This is a genomic window from Bacillus sp. JK74 (assembly GCF_053663395.1).
Window position 1 is genome coordinate 532,544 of sequence record NZ_JBSJQB010000001.1, and the last position, 15,470, is coordinate 548,013.

The window sequence follows — 15,470 nt, forward strand, 5'->3', positions numbered from 1 at the left end:
TAATCAGCTCAGTTTGCGTTTTGGAAGCTTGTCCATGTTATCCAGCATGACGCCGGTTCCGACCGCAACACAATCCATCGGGTTCTCAGCGACAAGAACCGGCACCCTCAGCTCTTCGGCAAGAAGCTGATCAAGCCCGTTTAACAGCGCTCCCCCGCCGGTAATGATAACGCCGCGATCGATGATGTCAGCGGACAATTCAGGCGGTGTTCTTTCAAGAACCTGCTTGGCGGCCTGCACAATGACGGCAACTGATTCACGAAGGGCTTCTTCCACTTCTTTGCTGTTTACTGTAATCGTTCTCGGCAGACCTGAAACCATGTCACGGCCGCGGATGGTGATTTCTTCATGACGTGCGTCTGGGAAAACCGTTGCGACCTTCACCTTAATATCTTCAGCGGTACGTTCACCGATCAGCAGCTTATACTCGCGTTTGATATAATTTAAGATTTCCATGTCAAACTTGTCCCCAGCCATCTTAATAGAAGAGGAGGTGACAATATCGCCCATAGAAATAACTGCGATATCTGTCGTACCGCCTCCGATGTCAACAACCATGTTACCGCTCGGCTGGAAGATTTCCATACCCGCGCCGATAGCGGCAACTTTCGGTTCTTCTTCAAGGTACACATGCTTTCCGCCACTTTTTTCAGCTGCTTCTTTAATCGCTTTCTGCTCAACGGATGTAATATTCGTCGGGCAGCAGATCAGCATGCGCGGTTTTGAGAAAAGTCCTTTTACATTCAGCTTATTAATGAAATGTTTCAGCATGGCTTCAGTTACTTCGAAGTCTGCGATTACGCCGTCTTTCAGCGGACGGATCGCAACAATATTCCCAGGTGTACGTCCAACCATTCGTCTGGCTTCTTCACCGACAGCCAGCACTTTGCCGCTGTTTTTATCAAGTGCCACAACGGAAGGCTCATTCAGAACAATTCCTTTTCCTTTTACATGGATCAGTACATTTGCGGTACCGAGGTCAATTCCAATATCCCTTGCAAACATCTATTTATATCCTCCTTGATATCTGTTTCACAGTAAAATATCCACATTGTGCCCTAATTATATATATTATCATAATTTATCAAAAAAAAGCTGCTGAACGATATAAGTTCTTGACAAAATTTTGCGGATATTCGCGAAACCGCCCGGAGGAGAAAAAAGGGCTCGGCAGACGTCAGGCGCTACGGCTGCTGAACGGGCTCCCCTTCAAGAATTTCATCCTTCTTGTACTTTAATTTCGTCGCCTCGCCCCCCCTTAAATGTCTGATGGATTTATGATAATCGAGTATTTCTTTTACTTCATTCGCCAAGTCAGGATTGATTTCAGGCAGGCGTTCTGTCAGATCTTTGTGTACGGTACTTTTGGAAACACCAAACTCTTTCGCAATGACACGAACGGTTTTTTTCGTCTCCACGATATACTTACCAATCTTGATTGTTCGCTCTTTGATGTAATCGTGCACACCACTCGACCTCCCCAGTTGGATGTGAGAAGTGTGAAATGAGATCCGTATTCTGTAACAGATTCACTGATGATGCAGCTTCTTCGTTGTCCGATTATATAAGAAGGTTTTAGAAATATGCCCACGATCCCTCACCTCAAACACTCTCTTTGATAGGTTTGTAACAGTGTATTAGCAATGAATTGGGAATATGCTAAAAACTCAATAAGGACAAGGGGCGGGTCATAATTTTCTGCTTTTTGAACGGGGGGTTTACATCCGCCCGATCCTGGTGTAGAATGAAACAGCACAATTAGTTACTTAGGTAAGTTTTTTGAAAAGGAGAACGGAAATGATCCACGTCAACAGACGCCTCATTCATCAAATCAATCAATGCGCCCGCCTGATTACGAAGAAAGCCAATGAACGGCTGGAACCATTCGGCCTGTACTCCTCTCAATGGTCAATCCTATATTGCTTAAAAACGATCGGGCCGATGACCCAAAAAGAAATCTGGTCCTATCTGAACGTAGAGGCGCCGACCGTTACCAGAACGATCAAACGCCTTGAAGAAAACGGCTGGATTCAGCGGGAACAGGGAGAAGACAAGCGGGAAAAGCTCGTCGTCCTGACGAAGGAAGCTGAATTGAAATACGACAGCATCAATCAAGAGATGCTGAAGTTCGAGGAAGACATGCTTGCGGATTTCCAAGATGGAGATAAGGAAGCTTTTTCTGAGTTTCTGAATGTGTTTTTAATGAAATAATAAAGAAAGGGAAGTGCTGTACTTTTGAGTAAATCTGACTCGATCTGGACCAAAGATTTTATTATGGTCGTACTCGTAAATTTATTTGTCTTTGTGTTCTTTTATACATTTTTGGCCGTGCTGCCTATCTATATGATTCAGGAGCTTGGCGGCAGTGAATCGCAAGGAGGGCTTTTGATCAGCCTGTTCCTGTTATCTGCTATTATCACCCGTCCTTTTTCAGGGGCGATTATTGAACGGTTCGGCAAGAAAAGAATGACGATTGTATCTCTGGCGCTGTTCGCCCTGTCTTCTTATCTGTATTTGCCGATACACAATTTCTATCTGCTGCTCGGACTGCGTTTTTTCCAAGGCATCTGGTTCAGCATTTTAACGACGGTCACGGGCGCAATTGCCGCTGACCTTATTCCCGCCAAGCGGCGCGGTGAGGGACTCGGTTATTTCGCGATGTCTATGAACCTTGCCATGGCGATCGGTCCGTTTCTCGGACTGAGCCTTGTGAAAGTCATATCGTTCCCGGTGTTCTTTACGCTTTTTGCCGTATTTGTTTCTTTAGGCTTGCTGATTGCTTTTATGATTCGTGTGCCGGATCAAAACAACAGCGGAACGACTGTCTTCCGTTTTTCTTTCTCCGACATGTTTGAAAAAGGCGCGCTTAAAATCGCGATTGTCGGGTTGTCCATTTCTTTCTGTTATTCAAGTGTGACTTCATATTTATCCGTTTATGCAAAGACGATCCACCTGTTGGATGTCAGCGGCTATTTCTTCGTCTGTTTCGCCGTGACGATGATGGCCGCCCGTCCTTTCACAGGAAAGCTGTTTGACAGAGTGGGGCCGGGAATCGTCATCTATCCGTCGATTATCGTGTTCTCCGCGGGGCTTTGCATGCTGGCGATGACAAACAGCGCCCTCATGCTTCTCTTGTCCGGTGCCGTAATCGGTCTCGGATACGGCTCTATCGTACCGTGTATGCAGACGCTGGCGATTCAGAATTCGCCCGGACACCGTTCAGGCTTTGCGACGGCTACCTTCTTCACTTTCTTTGACAGCGGGATTGCCGGCGGGTCATATGTATTCGGCCTCTTCGTCGCTTCGGCCGGATTCCATTCGATTTATCTGGCAGCGGGGCTGTTCGTCCTGATTGCTTTGCTCCTGTATGGCTGGAGCCAGAAAAAAAGAACGCCGCTTGAAGCGGACGGAAACGTTTCAATCGCAGACTGATATGACAAAAAGCCGGGGACAGCCCCCGGCTTTTTTTATTCGGCCGCTCTTTCCCGCACGATTCGTCCCTCCGCTTTTGCATAAGGAGGATGAATGTACATAAGCGCCGTATAACCGAGACATGACAAAATGACACCCGCAAACCAGGAGATATCATAGATGCCGGCGAACGCCGGGACGTACATCCCGATTAAAGAAATAAACGCGCCGAGAAAGGTCGCGGCAAAGGCCCGGTAATTATAGCCTTTGTAATAAGTGTACTGTCCGGTTTCCGAATAAAGGTCTTCAACTGAGAGCTGCCTTTTTCTGATGATAAAATAATCAGCCATCATCACCCCGGCCACCGGTCCGAGCATCCCGCCGATGAGTCCGAGAAACGCATATACATTCGTGGCGCTCTCCATCAGCTTCCACGGTATTGTGAACAGAGCCAAAACGGCGGTCAAATACCCTCCCCTTCTGAATGTAATATACTTCGGCAGGACATTCGCCAAGTCATAGGCCGGTGACACGATGTTTGCCGCCACGTTAACCGAGACGGCGGCGATGCAAAGTGTGATGACCGAAAGAGCGATGACGAAAGGATTATCAAACCGGGCTAAAATCTCCACCACATCCCAAATCGGTTCTCCGAATGCTACCTGTGATCCGGATGTCACCGTGATGCTTGCAAACGCAAACAGCGCAAACGTTCCCGGCAGCCCGTAAAACTGGCCGCGAATCTGTTCTTTTTGCGACGCGGCGAACCGGGTGAAGTCAGGGATATTCAGGATCAGCGTCGCCCATATTCCGATAATTCCCGTCACTCCGGCGGCGAACGGCCAAAACGTTTCAGAAAAGGTATGGAACTTTCCCGGCTGTGAGTAAATCGGACCGAGCCCGCCGGCAATATCTATCGCCCACCAGACCATGCCGCCGAAGACGAGATATACAAGCGGGCCCGCCCACACTTCAAATTTTTTGATCGATTCCATGCCGTGCCGCAGCACAAGCAGATGAATGCCCCAAAAGAAAATGAACGACAGAAAGCCCGGCAGATGAAGCCCGAATATATTCCAATCTCCGCCGAGACTCCCCCAGCCAGGCCATATGTTCAAAAGCAGAATGTGTAAAGCCGTACTCCCGGCAAATGTTTGAATTCCGAGCCACATGATGGCTGTAAACGCCCTGAGAAGCGCCGGAATGTTAGCGCCGTATATTCCGTAAGAAGCCCTGATAATGACCGGAAAAGGCAGGCCGTATTTCGTTCCGGCATGGCCGTTCAAGGCCAAAGCGGCGAACAAAATCAGTGACGCCGTCACGATAATGGCGAGCACCTGCCACGGAGAAAGGCCGATCGCAATGAGCCCGCCCACAGTCGCGTAGGTCGGGATATTATGAATACACCCCATCCAGATGGATGCAAAATTCACCACTTTCCATGTCCGTTCGCCGTCTTCTAAAGGCAGTAAATCTTTGTTGCTTAGCCGATCACTCATTGTTTTTTTCATTTTCTCCCTCCCGCATGTACGTTTTCCTTACATCACATGTGAAAAAATATAACTGAAAATTCCGTAAATAACATTGGTTGCTGTCGACAATAATCGTTTTGTTTTTTGAGCACATTACACAAAAAAAGAGACGGGGAGAGCCCGTCTCTTTTTTTTGCGCCTGTTAAGAGGCTTTTTTGAGGAGAACCGAAAACCGGAACGCCATCAAAAGGCTTACGGCGCCGACAACGATAAGAATCGTCCCAAGGTTATGAAAATGGCCGGCGGTAATTTCTTTCCCGAAAAGAATGCCCAAAATGACAGAAGACAAAATCGAACCGAGATACCGGCAGGTCTGAAACAGGCCGGACGTTGTTCCGACCATGTCGGCGGGGCTCGTTTTCAGCATGGCCGCCTGAAACGTGACATTTCCGAAGCCGTAGCCGACACCCAGCACGGACAGGATCAGCCCTTTTCCTATCATGGGCGCCTGAAGGAAGAAAAACGTTAACAGCACCGCTCCGATCGCGGTCAGGCAGGTTCCGGCAACAATCGGCTGAAGAAGCCCTTTTTTATCTATCCATTTTCCGGTCAAAGGCGACACCAGAATACTCATGCCCGACATAAACAGCATAATCAATCCGCTTGTCTGAACGGACAAATGCATTTCATCCTGAAAATAGCTCGGAAGCCCGAAAAAGATGCAGTAAAAGAATATATTCAGCAAAATAAATTGAATATACACCGACGATAGTTTCCGATGCGTTTTAAACAGCCTGACATCAATAAACGGCTTCTCCGTTTTCAGCTCGCGCCAGATAAACAGCCCGACAAACAAAAGCCCGAATACGCCTTCTGTATAGTGAGGCTTCGTACTGAAGGACAATAAAAACGACAGAAGAAGGATAATCGCTCCGGCAAACAGAAGTATCCCGATCGTATCAAGCTGGCGGAGCACGCCTTTCAAGCCGCCGATCTCGCGTTTTTCATCTTTCGGAAACATATACATTCCGAGAAAAAAGCTGAGAATGATAAACGGCAGATTGACGAAAAAGATCGCCGGCCACCCTCCCCAAACGATCAGAAAACCGCCGAGAGTCGGACCGAGCGCCGTCATGGCTGATGCAAAGATTGACAGGACGGCCAGCGCCGAAGCCTGCTTCTCCTGTATATTTGAACGGATCAATCCGACGCCGGACGGATATATCGCGCTGCTTCCGATCGATTGAAAAAGCCGCATGATCAGCAATGTCATAAAAGTCGGCGCAAACGGCGCGCCGACCGCCGAGACGGCAACAAGCAGAAGCCCGATCAAAAACAGCTTCTTCCTGCCGAGCATATCACCGAGCTTCCCGGTAACAGGCTGCGCCACCGCGCTGGCAAGATAAAAGGACGATATCAGCCAGGACACCGTTGTAAACGACAGGTGAAATTCATGCTGAATACTGTGAAGCGCAAGAGAAATCATCGACGAGTTCAATGGGTTCAGCATCGTCCCCGAAGCCACGGCCGTCAAAAACAGGACGCGGCTTTTTTTGGAGATTGTCATTTTGTCTGTGCGATAAATTCTTCCGTCGTCCGGCTTCTGCCGATTTTCGGGAAGATAAACTTGAGTGTCGCTTCATGCTGTTCATCACTGAATGTCGCCATCGCGTCAGTTACGAAAACTTGCTGATACCCGAGCTGAAAAGCTTCCCGCGCCGTGCTTTCCACACCGATGTTTGTCGCAATCCCGCATAACACAATCGTGTCGATTCCCCGTCTTCTGAGCTGAAGATCCAGGTCCGTGCCGAAAAACGCGCCCCACTGCCGTTTTGTTACCGTATAATCGTTTTCTTTCACTCCGATTTCAGGCACAAATTCAGCCCAATCCGCCGGCGGAGCCGAATGGCCCGCCGCCTCTTCATCCGTCAGCGGCTTCAGCGCATCCGCTCCGTCATGAAAATCCACGTTCACAAAGCTGATAAATCCGCCTTTTTCCCGGAACACATCAATTAATTTTTTCGCGTTCGGCACAACGGTACCGCTTTTATCCATCGGCACGATTCCTTTTTGTAAATCAATAAGGACCAAAGCCGTTTTTTCAAATTGCAGATTCAATGATGTTGTCATAATGATTCCTCCTGATGCAGTTAGTGTTTCTCACCCCGTATATTTTACTCTTTCCCGGACAGGATTTCTTCCGCCATGCTCCGGCGCTCTTTTTATGGATATAAAGTCGCATGACACCCCTTTGAAAAAGCGACATTATGAACGCAAAAAACCATGTTAGATAACCTTACACGAAAATGTTTTATCGTTCTTTTTTCTCTATAATAATGAATTAATCACGATTACATTTTGAATGAGACGGAGGAATACAACATGCAGATGGGCGATACAGTATTTATGTTCTTTTGCGCTTTACTCGTGTGGCTGATGACCCCCGGGCTGGCTTTGTTTTACGGCGGAATGGTAAAAAGCAAAAACGTGCTCAGCACGGCGATGCACAGTTTTTCTTCCCTCGCCATCGTATCCGTCGTTTGGGTTTTGTACGGATATTCACTTGCTTTTGCCCCCGGGAATACATGGCTTGGCGGGATTGAATGGGCCGGGCTGAAGGGGGTCGGCTTTGAACCCGGAAGTTACAGTGATACGATCCCGCATTCCTTGTTCATGATGTTCCAAATGACGTTTGCCGTACTGACGACGGCCATTATTTCCGGAGCATTTGCTGAACGCATGAGATTCAGTGCTTTTCTTGTATTTTCCTTTTTGTGGGCTTCCCTCGTATATACGCCCGTTGCGCATTGGGTATGGGGCGGCGGCTGGATCGGCCAAATGGGCGCTCTTGACTTCGCAGGCGGAAACGTCGTCCACATTTCTTCCGGGGCCGCCGGGCTCGTGCTGGCGATTGTGCTCGGGAAACGCAAGGACGGCACGGCGGCTTCGCCTCACAACTTAATTTACACGTTCTTGGGCGGGGCGCTCATTTGGTTCGGATGGTTCGGCTTCAATGTCGGCAGCGCCCTCACGCTTGACAGTATCGCGATGTTTGCCTTCATTAACACAAACACCGCGGCTGCGGCCGGAATTATCGGCTGGATTTTAATCGAATGGATGCTGAACAAAAAACCGACCATGCTGGGTGCTGTATCAGGCGCTATTGCCGGGCTTGTCGCCATTACGCCGGCTGCCGGGTTCGTTACGCCGTTCTCTTCCATCGTAATCGGCTTCATCGGCGGGCTTGTCTGCTTCTGGGGCGTGTATTGGCTTAAAAAGACTTTCGGATACGATGATGCGCTTGACGCTTTCGGCCTGCATGGAATCGGCGGGACATGGGGCGGCATCGCGACCGGTTTATTCGCCACCACTTCCGTCAATGACGGCGGGGCAAACGGACTGTTTTACGGCGATCCGGGACTGCTCTGGAAGCAGATTGCGGCCATTGCGGCAACCTATGTATTTGTATTTATTGTCACTTTCGTTATCATTAAAATTGTAGGTCTGTTCATTCCCCTCCGCGCCAGCGAAGAAGAAGAGTCACTTGGGCTTGATTTAACGATGCACGGGGAAAAAGCATATCAGGACTTATAAAGTGAGGAGTGGCTTAGATGAGCGGTCAAATGTTCAAGGTAGAAATCGTTACGCGTCCGGCTAAGTTTGAAACATTAAAACAGGAACTCGGTAAAATCGGAGTCACATCGCTGACCTTCTCCAACGTACACGGCTGCGGCCTTCAAAAAGCTCACACCGAACTGTACCGCGGAGTCAAAATTGAAAGCAATGTGTATGAACGGCTGAAAGTGGAAATCGTTGTCAGCAAAGTCCCCGTTGATCAAGTCGTGGAAACGGCGAAAAAAGTACTGAAAACGGGAGAGCCCGGAGACGGCAAAATATTCGTCTATGAAATCGGAAACACGATTAATATCCGCACCGGAGAAGAAGGACCGGGAGCTTTATAAACAGACAGAACGCCCGGAGACAGAAATATCCCGGGCGTTTTTTCTGGCTTCATTAAAAAGAAGAAGCCTTTTTTTCATGCGGGGCAGGACGCTTATGCCGTACGGGTTGTTTTTTCGCATATGTACTGATATTGACCAGTATGCCGCACAAAAACAGCGTCATAATCAATGAAGAACCGCCATAGCTGATAAACGGAAGCGGCACACCCGTAACCGGGAGGAGTCCGCTCATCGCTCCCAAATTCAAGACAACCTGAAACATCAATTGAAACGTAATTCCGATGGCAAGAAGCTTCCCGAACGGGTCATCAGCCCGCACGGCCGTTTTTACGCCGAGAAGCATTAACGCAAAATATAATCCCAAAACGATCAGAACACCGAATATCCCCAGCTCTTCACTGATCACGGCCATAATGAAATCGGTATGCGCCTCAGGCAGATAGTTCATTTTTTCAACACTGTTTCCAAGCCCTCTTCCGAAAAACCCGCCTCCGGAAATAGCAAAATAGGATTGAATCAGCTGATAGCCGTCCCCGTTCGCGTCACCAAACGGATTGGTAAAGGAAACGAGGCGTTTCACACGATAGGAAGCAGAAAAGGCGAGATAAACAACCCCCGACACCGCCGTCGCGCCGAGCACGAACAGATGGCGCTTTTTCAAGCCGGCACATAATAAAATCGACCCGCACGCCGCCAGGATTAAGGAAGCCGTCCCTAAATCAGGCTCCGCCAATGTCAGCAGAAAAGCGGTCCCCAAAATCACTAAAGGCGGCAGAACCCCTTTCACAAATTGATGAATGTACGGCTGCTTTTTCGTATAAATCGAAGCGAAATACAAAATCATGGCGATCTTCGCCAATTCAGACGGCTGTACGACAAGCGGGCCCGCTCCCAGCCACCTGCGGGAAAAATTCCGCTCCAGCCCGATTCCCGGTATCAATACGAGCAGCAGCAATACCAGCGAACCGACCACAAACAGCGGTACAAGCCGCGCATACCGCTTATACGGCAGACAGGCGGCAAATAGAAATAAGCATAATCCGATCAGTAAAGAGGCACTTTGTTTATGGAAGAAATAGGATGGATCTCCGTACCGCTGAGACCCCATCACATCACTGGCGCTGTACACCATTAACAAGCCGAATCCGCAAAGCAGCATAATGACAAACACAAGCGGCAGATCGGCGTTTTTCAAACGTTTCAGCAACGGACAAAACTCCTTCGGCTATTCTTTTCCCGCATACTTGACGCACAGTAATACAGTCACGTTTCATTCTGTTTACTTTTTTATGATTATTTTTAATACCAATTGTGTCTCATAGAAAAAAGCATTACACTGTTCATATAAAATAAAGATAAAAGGTGATATTTGTGAATTACGAACTATTTAAAGCGATCAATGGTTTGTCGCACCATAGTGCCATTCTCGACTCTATCATGGTATTTATAACGGAATACGCCATTTACGCCTACGCCCTTTTCCTGCTTGCCATGTGGCTGTTCGGAAGCACAAAAGGCAGACAAAACGCCCTGTACGCGGGCTTCACGGGTGTTGCGGCGCTTATCATCAACTACCTCATCACGAAAGTCTATGTCGAGCCGCGCCCCTTTGTCGAGCATACGGTTCATACGCTGATCCCTCATGCCGCGGATGCTTCATTTCCGAGTGACCATACGACAGGCGCTTTGGCGATTTCAATTGCGATTCTGTTCCGCAACAAAAAACTCGGCTGGCCGCTTGTGATTTTCGGCCTTTTGACCGGCTTCTCAAGAATTTGGGTCGGCCACCATTATCCGATCGATGTGCTCGGAAGCATTATCGTTTCCCTCATTGTCGGATTCCTGCTGTTCAGATTTTCAAATGTGCTTCGTCCGATTGTCGATCTGATCGTGCGAATCTATGAAAGTATCGTTCATAAAAGCAAATCGACAAACCATAATATATAAAAAAAGCCGGCGTCTGTCACAGACTGCCGGTTTTTGTATGTTTGGCTGTATGCTTTTTCCTTTGTAAAGCACAGAATGCGGCAATGCCGAGACTGTCAATCATCACATCGCGGAGGCATCCGTTTCTGCCGAAAAAGAGCTGGACGATTTCTGTCAGGAAAGCGGCGGCCAATGCATACAGCACCGCCCTCTTCATGCGCCTGCGCTCCCTGAAAAACAAATAGGCGAGCACAAAAAATGAAAACGCGTGCCCGAGCTTTTGAATCGCCGCTTCCGGTATGGCGAGCTCCGCCATATCGAACACAAAGAAACCGGACACATCCGGATGGGACGTGAAACGGAAGGACACCGTCTGCGACACAATCATGTCGTGAAAGCTTTCAGTCAAAGCAGAAACGAAAACAAAGACGAGCCACCCGGCCGCCAGACATTTATTCATTCAGCATCTCCTTCGTTTTCTATTAGTATAAAGGCACATGCAGCAATATGAAAAGCGCCTATCAGAGCTGATAGGCGCTTAGGGATCAAGATTACTTGCCCGAATCTTTCATTGAGCCGTCATCTTTACCATCTGTCTTGTCTTTTGTGCCGTCCTCTTTGTCACCTGGTTTTTCTTCGGTTTCTTTTTTAGGCGTCACATCTTTTTTCTCGGAAGACTGCTGAATTGACCCTTCCGTTTCTTCTGTCACAGCGTTTTTCTCTTCAGCCGCCGCTTTTTCAATTGATGTTACCGGCTTGTCCATAAAATTGAGCGGGTTCATCGCTACGCCGTCCTTGCGGATTTCAAAGTGCACGTGATTTCCGCTTTCTTCACTGTAAAGGTTTTTTCCGGATTTACCGATGACCTGGTTCTGCTTTACTTTGTCGCCCTGATCGACGCTGACTTCAGATAAAGACTGATAGACAGTAGACAGGCCGTCTGAGTGTTCAATTTCAACCACATACCCCAGTACCGGGTCTTTAGCAGCTTTAACAACCGTACCGCTCAGAGAAGCAGAAACATCAAATGATTTTCCGTCTTTCTCAGCTAAGTCAATTCCTTTACTGAGGCTGTACGTGTTATTATAGTTAACAAGTGCTGCTTCTTTCTCTTTTTTTGCGGCATCAGATTCGTAAAACTTTTTCACAACAGAAACATTTTCAGAATGAGCAGCCGGCATTGCGACGTTTTCCATTGACTTGCCTACTTCGACGGCATCGTCTTTGCCGCTGTCATACGCGGAGTTTCCGCCGTTGTTCGTCAGATTGTCCTTCACATCATTCGAAACGGATTGATACCAAAGGACAGCTGTTAAAATGACGGCCGCACTGACTAAGTAGATTGCAGGGAATATCCAGCGTTTGCGAAAAAACCGCTGAAGTTTTTTGACTTGAGAAGTTTTCTTTTCTTCCTCTCTCATTTGTTCATCACCTCAGCAACATTCTGAACACTTTTCTGAAAATATATACACATCCATAAAAAACTTTTTTGGAAGTAGTATGTGCAGATTGCACTTGATTATGTAATGAAATGTGAAGGGAGATCCCGGAATATGAATTTGACCCTGCGCAAAGCCGTATTGGAGGATTTAGATGCGGTGGTGGCCATATACAACTCGACGATTGCCTCACGAATGGTAACGGCTGATACGGAAGAAGTGACGCCCGCAGACCGGATGGATTGGTTTTTGCGGCACACGGACCGGCGCCCGCTGATGGTCGCGGAAGATGAAACCGGCAAAGTGGCGGCCTGGATCAGCTTTGAAACGTTTTACGGCCGTCCGGCCTATGACAAAACGGCGGAGATCAGCATCTATCTGCATCAGGATTGCCGCGGCAAAGGAGCAGGAAGCTTTCTGCTGAAAGAAGCCCTGGCACTCGCTCCGACAATCGGCATCCGCAGCCTGATGGCTTTTATCTTCGGACATAACGTGCCGAGCATTAAGCTGTTTGAAAAATTCGGTTTTACCGAATGGGGCGTATTCCCGGGTATCGCCGAAATGGACGGAAAACGATATGACTTGAACATTTTAGGGAGAGAACTGTCATGATCACCATCGATAAAGACAAAGACGAAAACCAGCCGCTCAATAAAAAAGCCCGTTCCCTTGCCGACATCGCCAAATGGGGAAAGATCACCGCCGTGTTTCTGATCATCACGGGCTCTCTTTCCGCTCTGTCAGCCATTGTGACGCTGCTCGGAGCCATTCCGGGTGTTCTGCTCATCATTTCCGGCGTCATGCTGATGCGCTCGGCAAAAGCGGCTGCCGCCCTTCAGGAAGGACTAGAAGAAAACGCGGAAGAAAATATGCTTGCACATTACGCGTCATTTATCAAAATGCAGTTTTTTTACGCGGCATCCAGTGTGGTACTGGGCATTCTCGCTTTTATTTTAGTCGTCATCTTCGCTGTCATCGGAATTATGGCTTATTACAGCACTGATACGTATGACACGCCTGATTCATATTACTATGAGAACGACCCTGTGTTTGAATGACAAAAAGAGCTGATCGCGCGTCAGCTCTTTTTTAATAAAACATTTCTTTTTTCCGGTCTTCTTCCGTTAAAAATTCAATAAAGCTCTTCATCGCAGACGGCTCCTCGGCAATCAGCCGGGTATAGGCGCTTTTCCGTTCCTCAGACAGAATATCGCTTTTTCTGATCCTGTTCAGCATATACAGGCGGATCGTTTTTTGCACCTGTTTCCGCTGATAGCCGGCTTCCTTAAAAAACGCAAGACCCAGAGCCGCAAGGAGGGCAAAAATGCCGGCCGATACGAGAGCTCCTCTCCCGGAAGGGGCCTGAATCAAAAGCGATGCCAGATGAAACAGACTAAAAGCGGCGAGCGGGAAAGCAAGAAAACGGTAAATGATGCTTTTTTTCATCAGCGGCGCGATGGCGATTTGTATTTTCTGAATTTCTTTTTTTATGAATCCCGGCAATTGTTCCGCATGCTCCAGCTTCATGCCCTCTCCCCTTTGCTGTCATTTTTGTATTCTTTTTCATATATGCATATTTTACCGCACCCGGAACTTTCTTTGAAAGAAAACTGCATTCATCTTTGATTCCGGCTCTTTATTCTTTCAAAATGTCAATGTTATAATTTGAAATGGGAATCAGATTGCTGCACTTGTCGGAATACTAATGGGCACAGTCTTGATAAATATGATATAGCGGGGTTGCAAAGTGAGCATTTCATTTATTTTATTCGGATTTTTTTTCGTTTTAAATATACTTTTGGCCATCATCATGATTTTCAAAGAAAGACGCGATGCCAGCGCTTCATGGGCTTGGCTCTTGGTTCTTTTTTTTATTCCCATTTTAGGGTTTATTTTATACCTGTTATTCGGCCATAACCTGAGACGCAAGCATCTGTTTCAATGGGAAGACCGTAAAAAAATCGGAATAGAAAAGCTGCTGAAGTTTCAGCTGAAAGATCTGAAGTCGAGGCAATTCCAATTTAACAACAGGGCGACTGTGGATAATAAAGACCTCATCTATATGCTTGTCATGAACAACCACGCAGTCTTTACAGAGGATAATTCGGTGGAGATTTTAACGGACGGGCGCGATAAGTTCAAACGCTTAATGAAGGACATTTCCAACGCAAAAGATCACATTCACCTTCAATACTATATTTATAAAGGTGATGAACTGGGAAAAAAATTGCGCGATGCCTTAGTGAAAAAAGCACGGGAAGGCGTAAAGGTCAGAGTGTTATACGATGAACTCGGTTCAAGATCACTCAGAAAAAAATTCTTCAAACCGCTGCGGGACGCCGGCGGCCATGTGGAAGTCTTTTTTCCTTCCAGGCTTCGTCCGATTAATTTGCGGCTCAATTATCGGAATCACCGCAAGCTCGTCATCATTGACGGCGAAACCGGCTATGTCGGCGGCTTTAACGTCGGAGATGAATATCTCGGCCTGAATCCGAAATTCGGCTACTGGCGCGATACGCACCTCAGACTTCAAGGCACGGCGGTACACGCCATTCAGACACGGTTTATTCTCGATTGGAACCAAGCCTCCCATCACCATACGCTCACTTACGTTCCGAATCATTTTCCGGAATGCGAGCCGAAGGGCAACGTCGGGATGCAGATTGTCACGAGCGGACCTGATTCAGAATGGGAACAAATTAAAAACGGCTATATCAAGATGATCTCAACGGCCAAACGATCGATCCTGATTCAGACGCCTTACTTTATTCCAGACTCAAGTCTTTTGGACGCCCTCAGGATCGCCTGTCTGTCAGGCATCGACGTCAAAATCATGATCCCGAACAAACCGGATCACGCTTTCGTTTACTGGGCGACTTTATCTTACATCGGCGATCTTTTGAAAGCCGGAGCCTCAGTCTACATTTACGATAACGGCTTTATTCATGCAAAAACGATTGTCGTCGATGATGAGACGGCTTCAGTCGGCACGGCGAATATCGACGTCAGAAGCTTCAGACTTAATTTTGAAGTCAACGCCTTTATTTATGACGTCACCATCGCGAAAAAACTCATTTCCTCATTTAAAGAAGATCTGCTCGTCTCCAGAAAATATACGTATGAAGAATATCAGGAGCGTTCGCTGCGGATCCGCATTAAAGAATCGATTTCAAGACTTCTGTCGCCGATTTTGTAATTCCCGGGATGTTTCTCGGGAATTTTCTGATATAAAAACGGACACGGCATGAAAAAGCACATTT

At 47.6% G+C, this 15,470-nt stretch carries 17 protein-coding genes; 8 read left to right on the forward strand and 9 right to left on the reverse strand.

Annotated elements, in window-relative coordinates:
* Nucleotides 1-3 precede the first annotated feature (3 nt).
* Both mbl and spoIIID read right to left on the reverse strand, forming a co-directional pair.
* Nucleotides 4-1,005 carry a cell shape-determining protein Mbl gene (gene mbl, locus ACWJJ5_RS02715; RefSeq protein WP_003151237.1) on the reverse strand — a complete coding sequence of 334 codons (1,002 nt, stop codon included), beginning with the start codon at nt 1,003-1,005 and terminating at the stop codon, nt 4-6.
* A gap of 179 nt (nt 1,006-1,184) precedes the next feature.
* A complete protein-coding gene (gene spoIIID, locus ACWJJ5_RS02720; RefSeq protein ID WP_003151236.1) occupies nt 1,185-1,466 on the reverse strand; it encodes a sporulation transcriptional regulator SpoIIID in 282 nt (93 codons plus the stop codon).
* A gap of 331 nt (nt 1,467-1,797) precedes the next feature.
* Between spoIIID and ACWJJ5_RS02725 the strand changes: the two genes are divergently transcribed.
* On the forward strand, nt 1,798-2,211 hold the full coding sequence (locus tag ACWJJ5_RS02725; RefSeq protein WP_156735455.1) for a MarR family winged helix-turn-helix transcriptional regulator: 414 nt from the start codon (nt 1,798-1,800) through the stop codon (nt 2,209-2,211).
* A 24-nt stretch (nt 2,212-2,235) separates the two neighbouring features.
* Nucleotides 2,236-3,432 (forward strand): MFS transporter, encoded by a 1,197-nt coding sequence (locus tag ACWJJ5_RS02730; protein ID WP_024085905.1) that lies wholly within the window; start codon nt 2,236-2,238, stop codon nt 3,430-3,432.
* Nucleotides 3,433-3,467: 35 nt separating this feature from the next.
* On the opposite strand, the gene ACWJJ5_RS02735 is transcribed toward ACWJJ5_RS02730, so the two are convergent.
* The 3 genes from ACWJJ5_RS02735 to ACWJJ5_RS02745 all read right to left on the reverse strand — a co-directional run bounded on the left by ACWJJ5_RS02735 (nt 3,468) and on the right by ACWJJ5_RS02745 (nt 7,013).
* Nucleotides 3,468-4,922 (reverse strand): NCS1 family nucleobase:cation symporter-1, encoded by a 1,455-nt coding sequence (locus ACWJJ5_RS02735; protein ID WP_454022172.1) that lies wholly within the window; start codon nt 4,920-4,922, stop codon nt 3,468-3,470.
* 163 nt (nt 4,923-5,085) lie between these two features.
* On the reverse strand, nt 5,086-6,450 hold the full coding sequence (locus tag ACWJJ5_RS02740; RefSeq protein WP_454022173.1) for an MFS transporter: 1,365 nt from the start codon (nt 6,448-6,450) through the stop codon (nt 5,086-5,088).
* Nucleotides 6,447-7,013 carry an isochorismatase family protein gene (locus tag ACWJJ5_RS02745; protein WP_003151227.1) on the reverse strand — a complete coding sequence of 189 codons (567 nt, stop codon included), beginning with the start codon at nt 7,011-7,013 and terminating at the stop codon, nt 6,447-6,449. The genes ACWJJ5_RS02740 and ACWJJ5_RS02745 overlap by 4 nt, the downstream gene beginning before the upstream one ends.
* A gap of 252 nt (nt 7,014-7,265) precedes the next feature.
* Here ACWJJ5_RS02745 and ACWJJ5_RS02750 point away from each other — a divergent pair, with 252 nt between their 5' ends.
* Complete coding sequence (locus ACWJJ5_RS02750) at nt 7,266-8,477, forward strand: ammonium transporter (protein ID WP_060673906.1); 1,212 nt, start codon at nt 7,266-7,268, stop codon at nt 8,475-8,477.
* A 17-nt stretch (nt 8,478-8,494) separates the two neighbouring features.
* On the forward strand, nt 8,495-8,845 hold the full coding sequence (locus ACWJJ5_RS02755) for a P-II family nitrogen regulator (RefSeq protein WP_003151222.1): 351 nt from the start codon (nt 8,495-8,497) through the stop codon (nt 8,843-8,845).
* A gap of 52 nt (nt 8,846-8,897) precedes the next feature.
* On the opposite strand, the gene ftsW is transcribed toward ACWJJ5_RS02755, so the two are convergent.
* Nucleotides 8,898-10,052 carry a putative lipid II flippase FtsW gene (gene ftsW / locus ACWJJ5_RS02760; RefSeq protein ID WP_167860496.1) on the reverse strand — a complete coding sequence of 385 codons (1,155 nt, stop codon included), beginning with the start codon at nt 10,050-10,052 and terminating at the stop codon, nt 8,898-8,900.
* Between the two features lie 164 nt (nt 10,053-10,216).
* Between ftsW and ACWJJ5_RS02765 the strand changes: the two genes are divergently transcribed.
* A complete protein-coding gene (locus ACWJJ5_RS02765; RefSeq protein ID WP_003151220.1) occupies nt 10,217-10,792 on the forward strand; it encodes an undecaprenyl-diphosphatase in 576 nt (191 codons plus the stop codon).
* A 16-nt stretch (nt 10,793-10,808) separates the two neighbouring features.
* On the opposite strand, the gene ACWJJ5_RS02770 is transcribed toward ACWJJ5_RS02765, so the two are convergent.
* Together ACWJJ5_RS02770 and ACWJJ5_RS02775 are read right to left on the reverse strand one after the other, a co-directional pair.
* On the reverse strand, nt 10,809-11,231 hold the full coding sequence (locus tag ACWJJ5_RS02770) for a VanZ family protein (RefSeq protein WP_070082500.1): 423 nt from the start codon (nt 11,229-11,231) through the stop codon (nt 10,809-10,811).
* A 91-nt stretch (nt 11,232-11,322) separates the two neighbouring features.
* The gene (locus ACWJJ5_RS02775; RefSeq protein WP_017418752.1) at nt 11,323-12,192 is read right to left on the reverse strand and encodes a M23 family metallopeptidase; all 870 of its coding nucleotides are present in this window, start codon (nt 12,190-12,192) and stop codon (nt 11,323-11,325) included.
* A gap of 138 nt (nt 12,193-12,330) precedes the next feature.
* Between ACWJJ5_RS02775 and ACWJJ5_RS02780 the strand changes: the two genes are divergently transcribed.
* Both ACWJJ5_RS02780 and ACWJJ5_RS02785 read left to right on the forward strand, forming a co-directional pair.
* Nucleotides 12,331-12,822, forward strand: coding sequence for a GNAT family N-acetyltransferase (locus tag ACWJJ5_RS02780; RefSeq protein ID WP_101563124.1), 492 nt, complete (start codon nt 12,331-12,333; stop codon nt 12,820-12,822).
* Nucleotides 12,819-13,268 (forward strand): DUF5362 family protein, encoded by a 450-nt coding sequence (locus tag ACWJJ5_RS02785; RefSeq protein ID WP_003151216.1) that lies wholly within the window; start codon nt 12,819-12,821, stop codon nt 13,266-13,268. Before ACWJJ5_RS02780 ends, ACWJJ5_RS02785 begins: the two co-directional genes overlap by 4 nt.
* A gap of 31 nt (nt 13,269-13,299) precedes the next feature.
* On the opposite strand, the gene ACWJJ5_RS02790 is transcribed toward ACWJJ5_RS02785, so the two are convergent.
* Nucleotides 13,300-13,737, reverse strand: coding sequence for a DUF5392 family protein (locus ACWJJ5_RS02790; protein ID WP_070082502.1), 438 nt, complete (start codon nt 13,735-13,737; stop codon nt 13,300-13,302).
* A 220-nt stretch (nt 13,738-13,957) separates the two neighbouring features.
* Between ACWJJ5_RS02790 and cls the strand changes: the two genes are divergently transcribed.
* Complete coding sequence (gene cls, locus ACWJJ5_RS02795; RefSeq protein ID WP_070082503.1) at nt 13,958-15,406, forward strand: cardiolipin synthase; 1,449 nt, start codon at nt 13,958-13,960, stop codon at nt 15,404-15,406.
* Nucleotides 15,407-15,470: the final 64 nt, after the last annotated feature.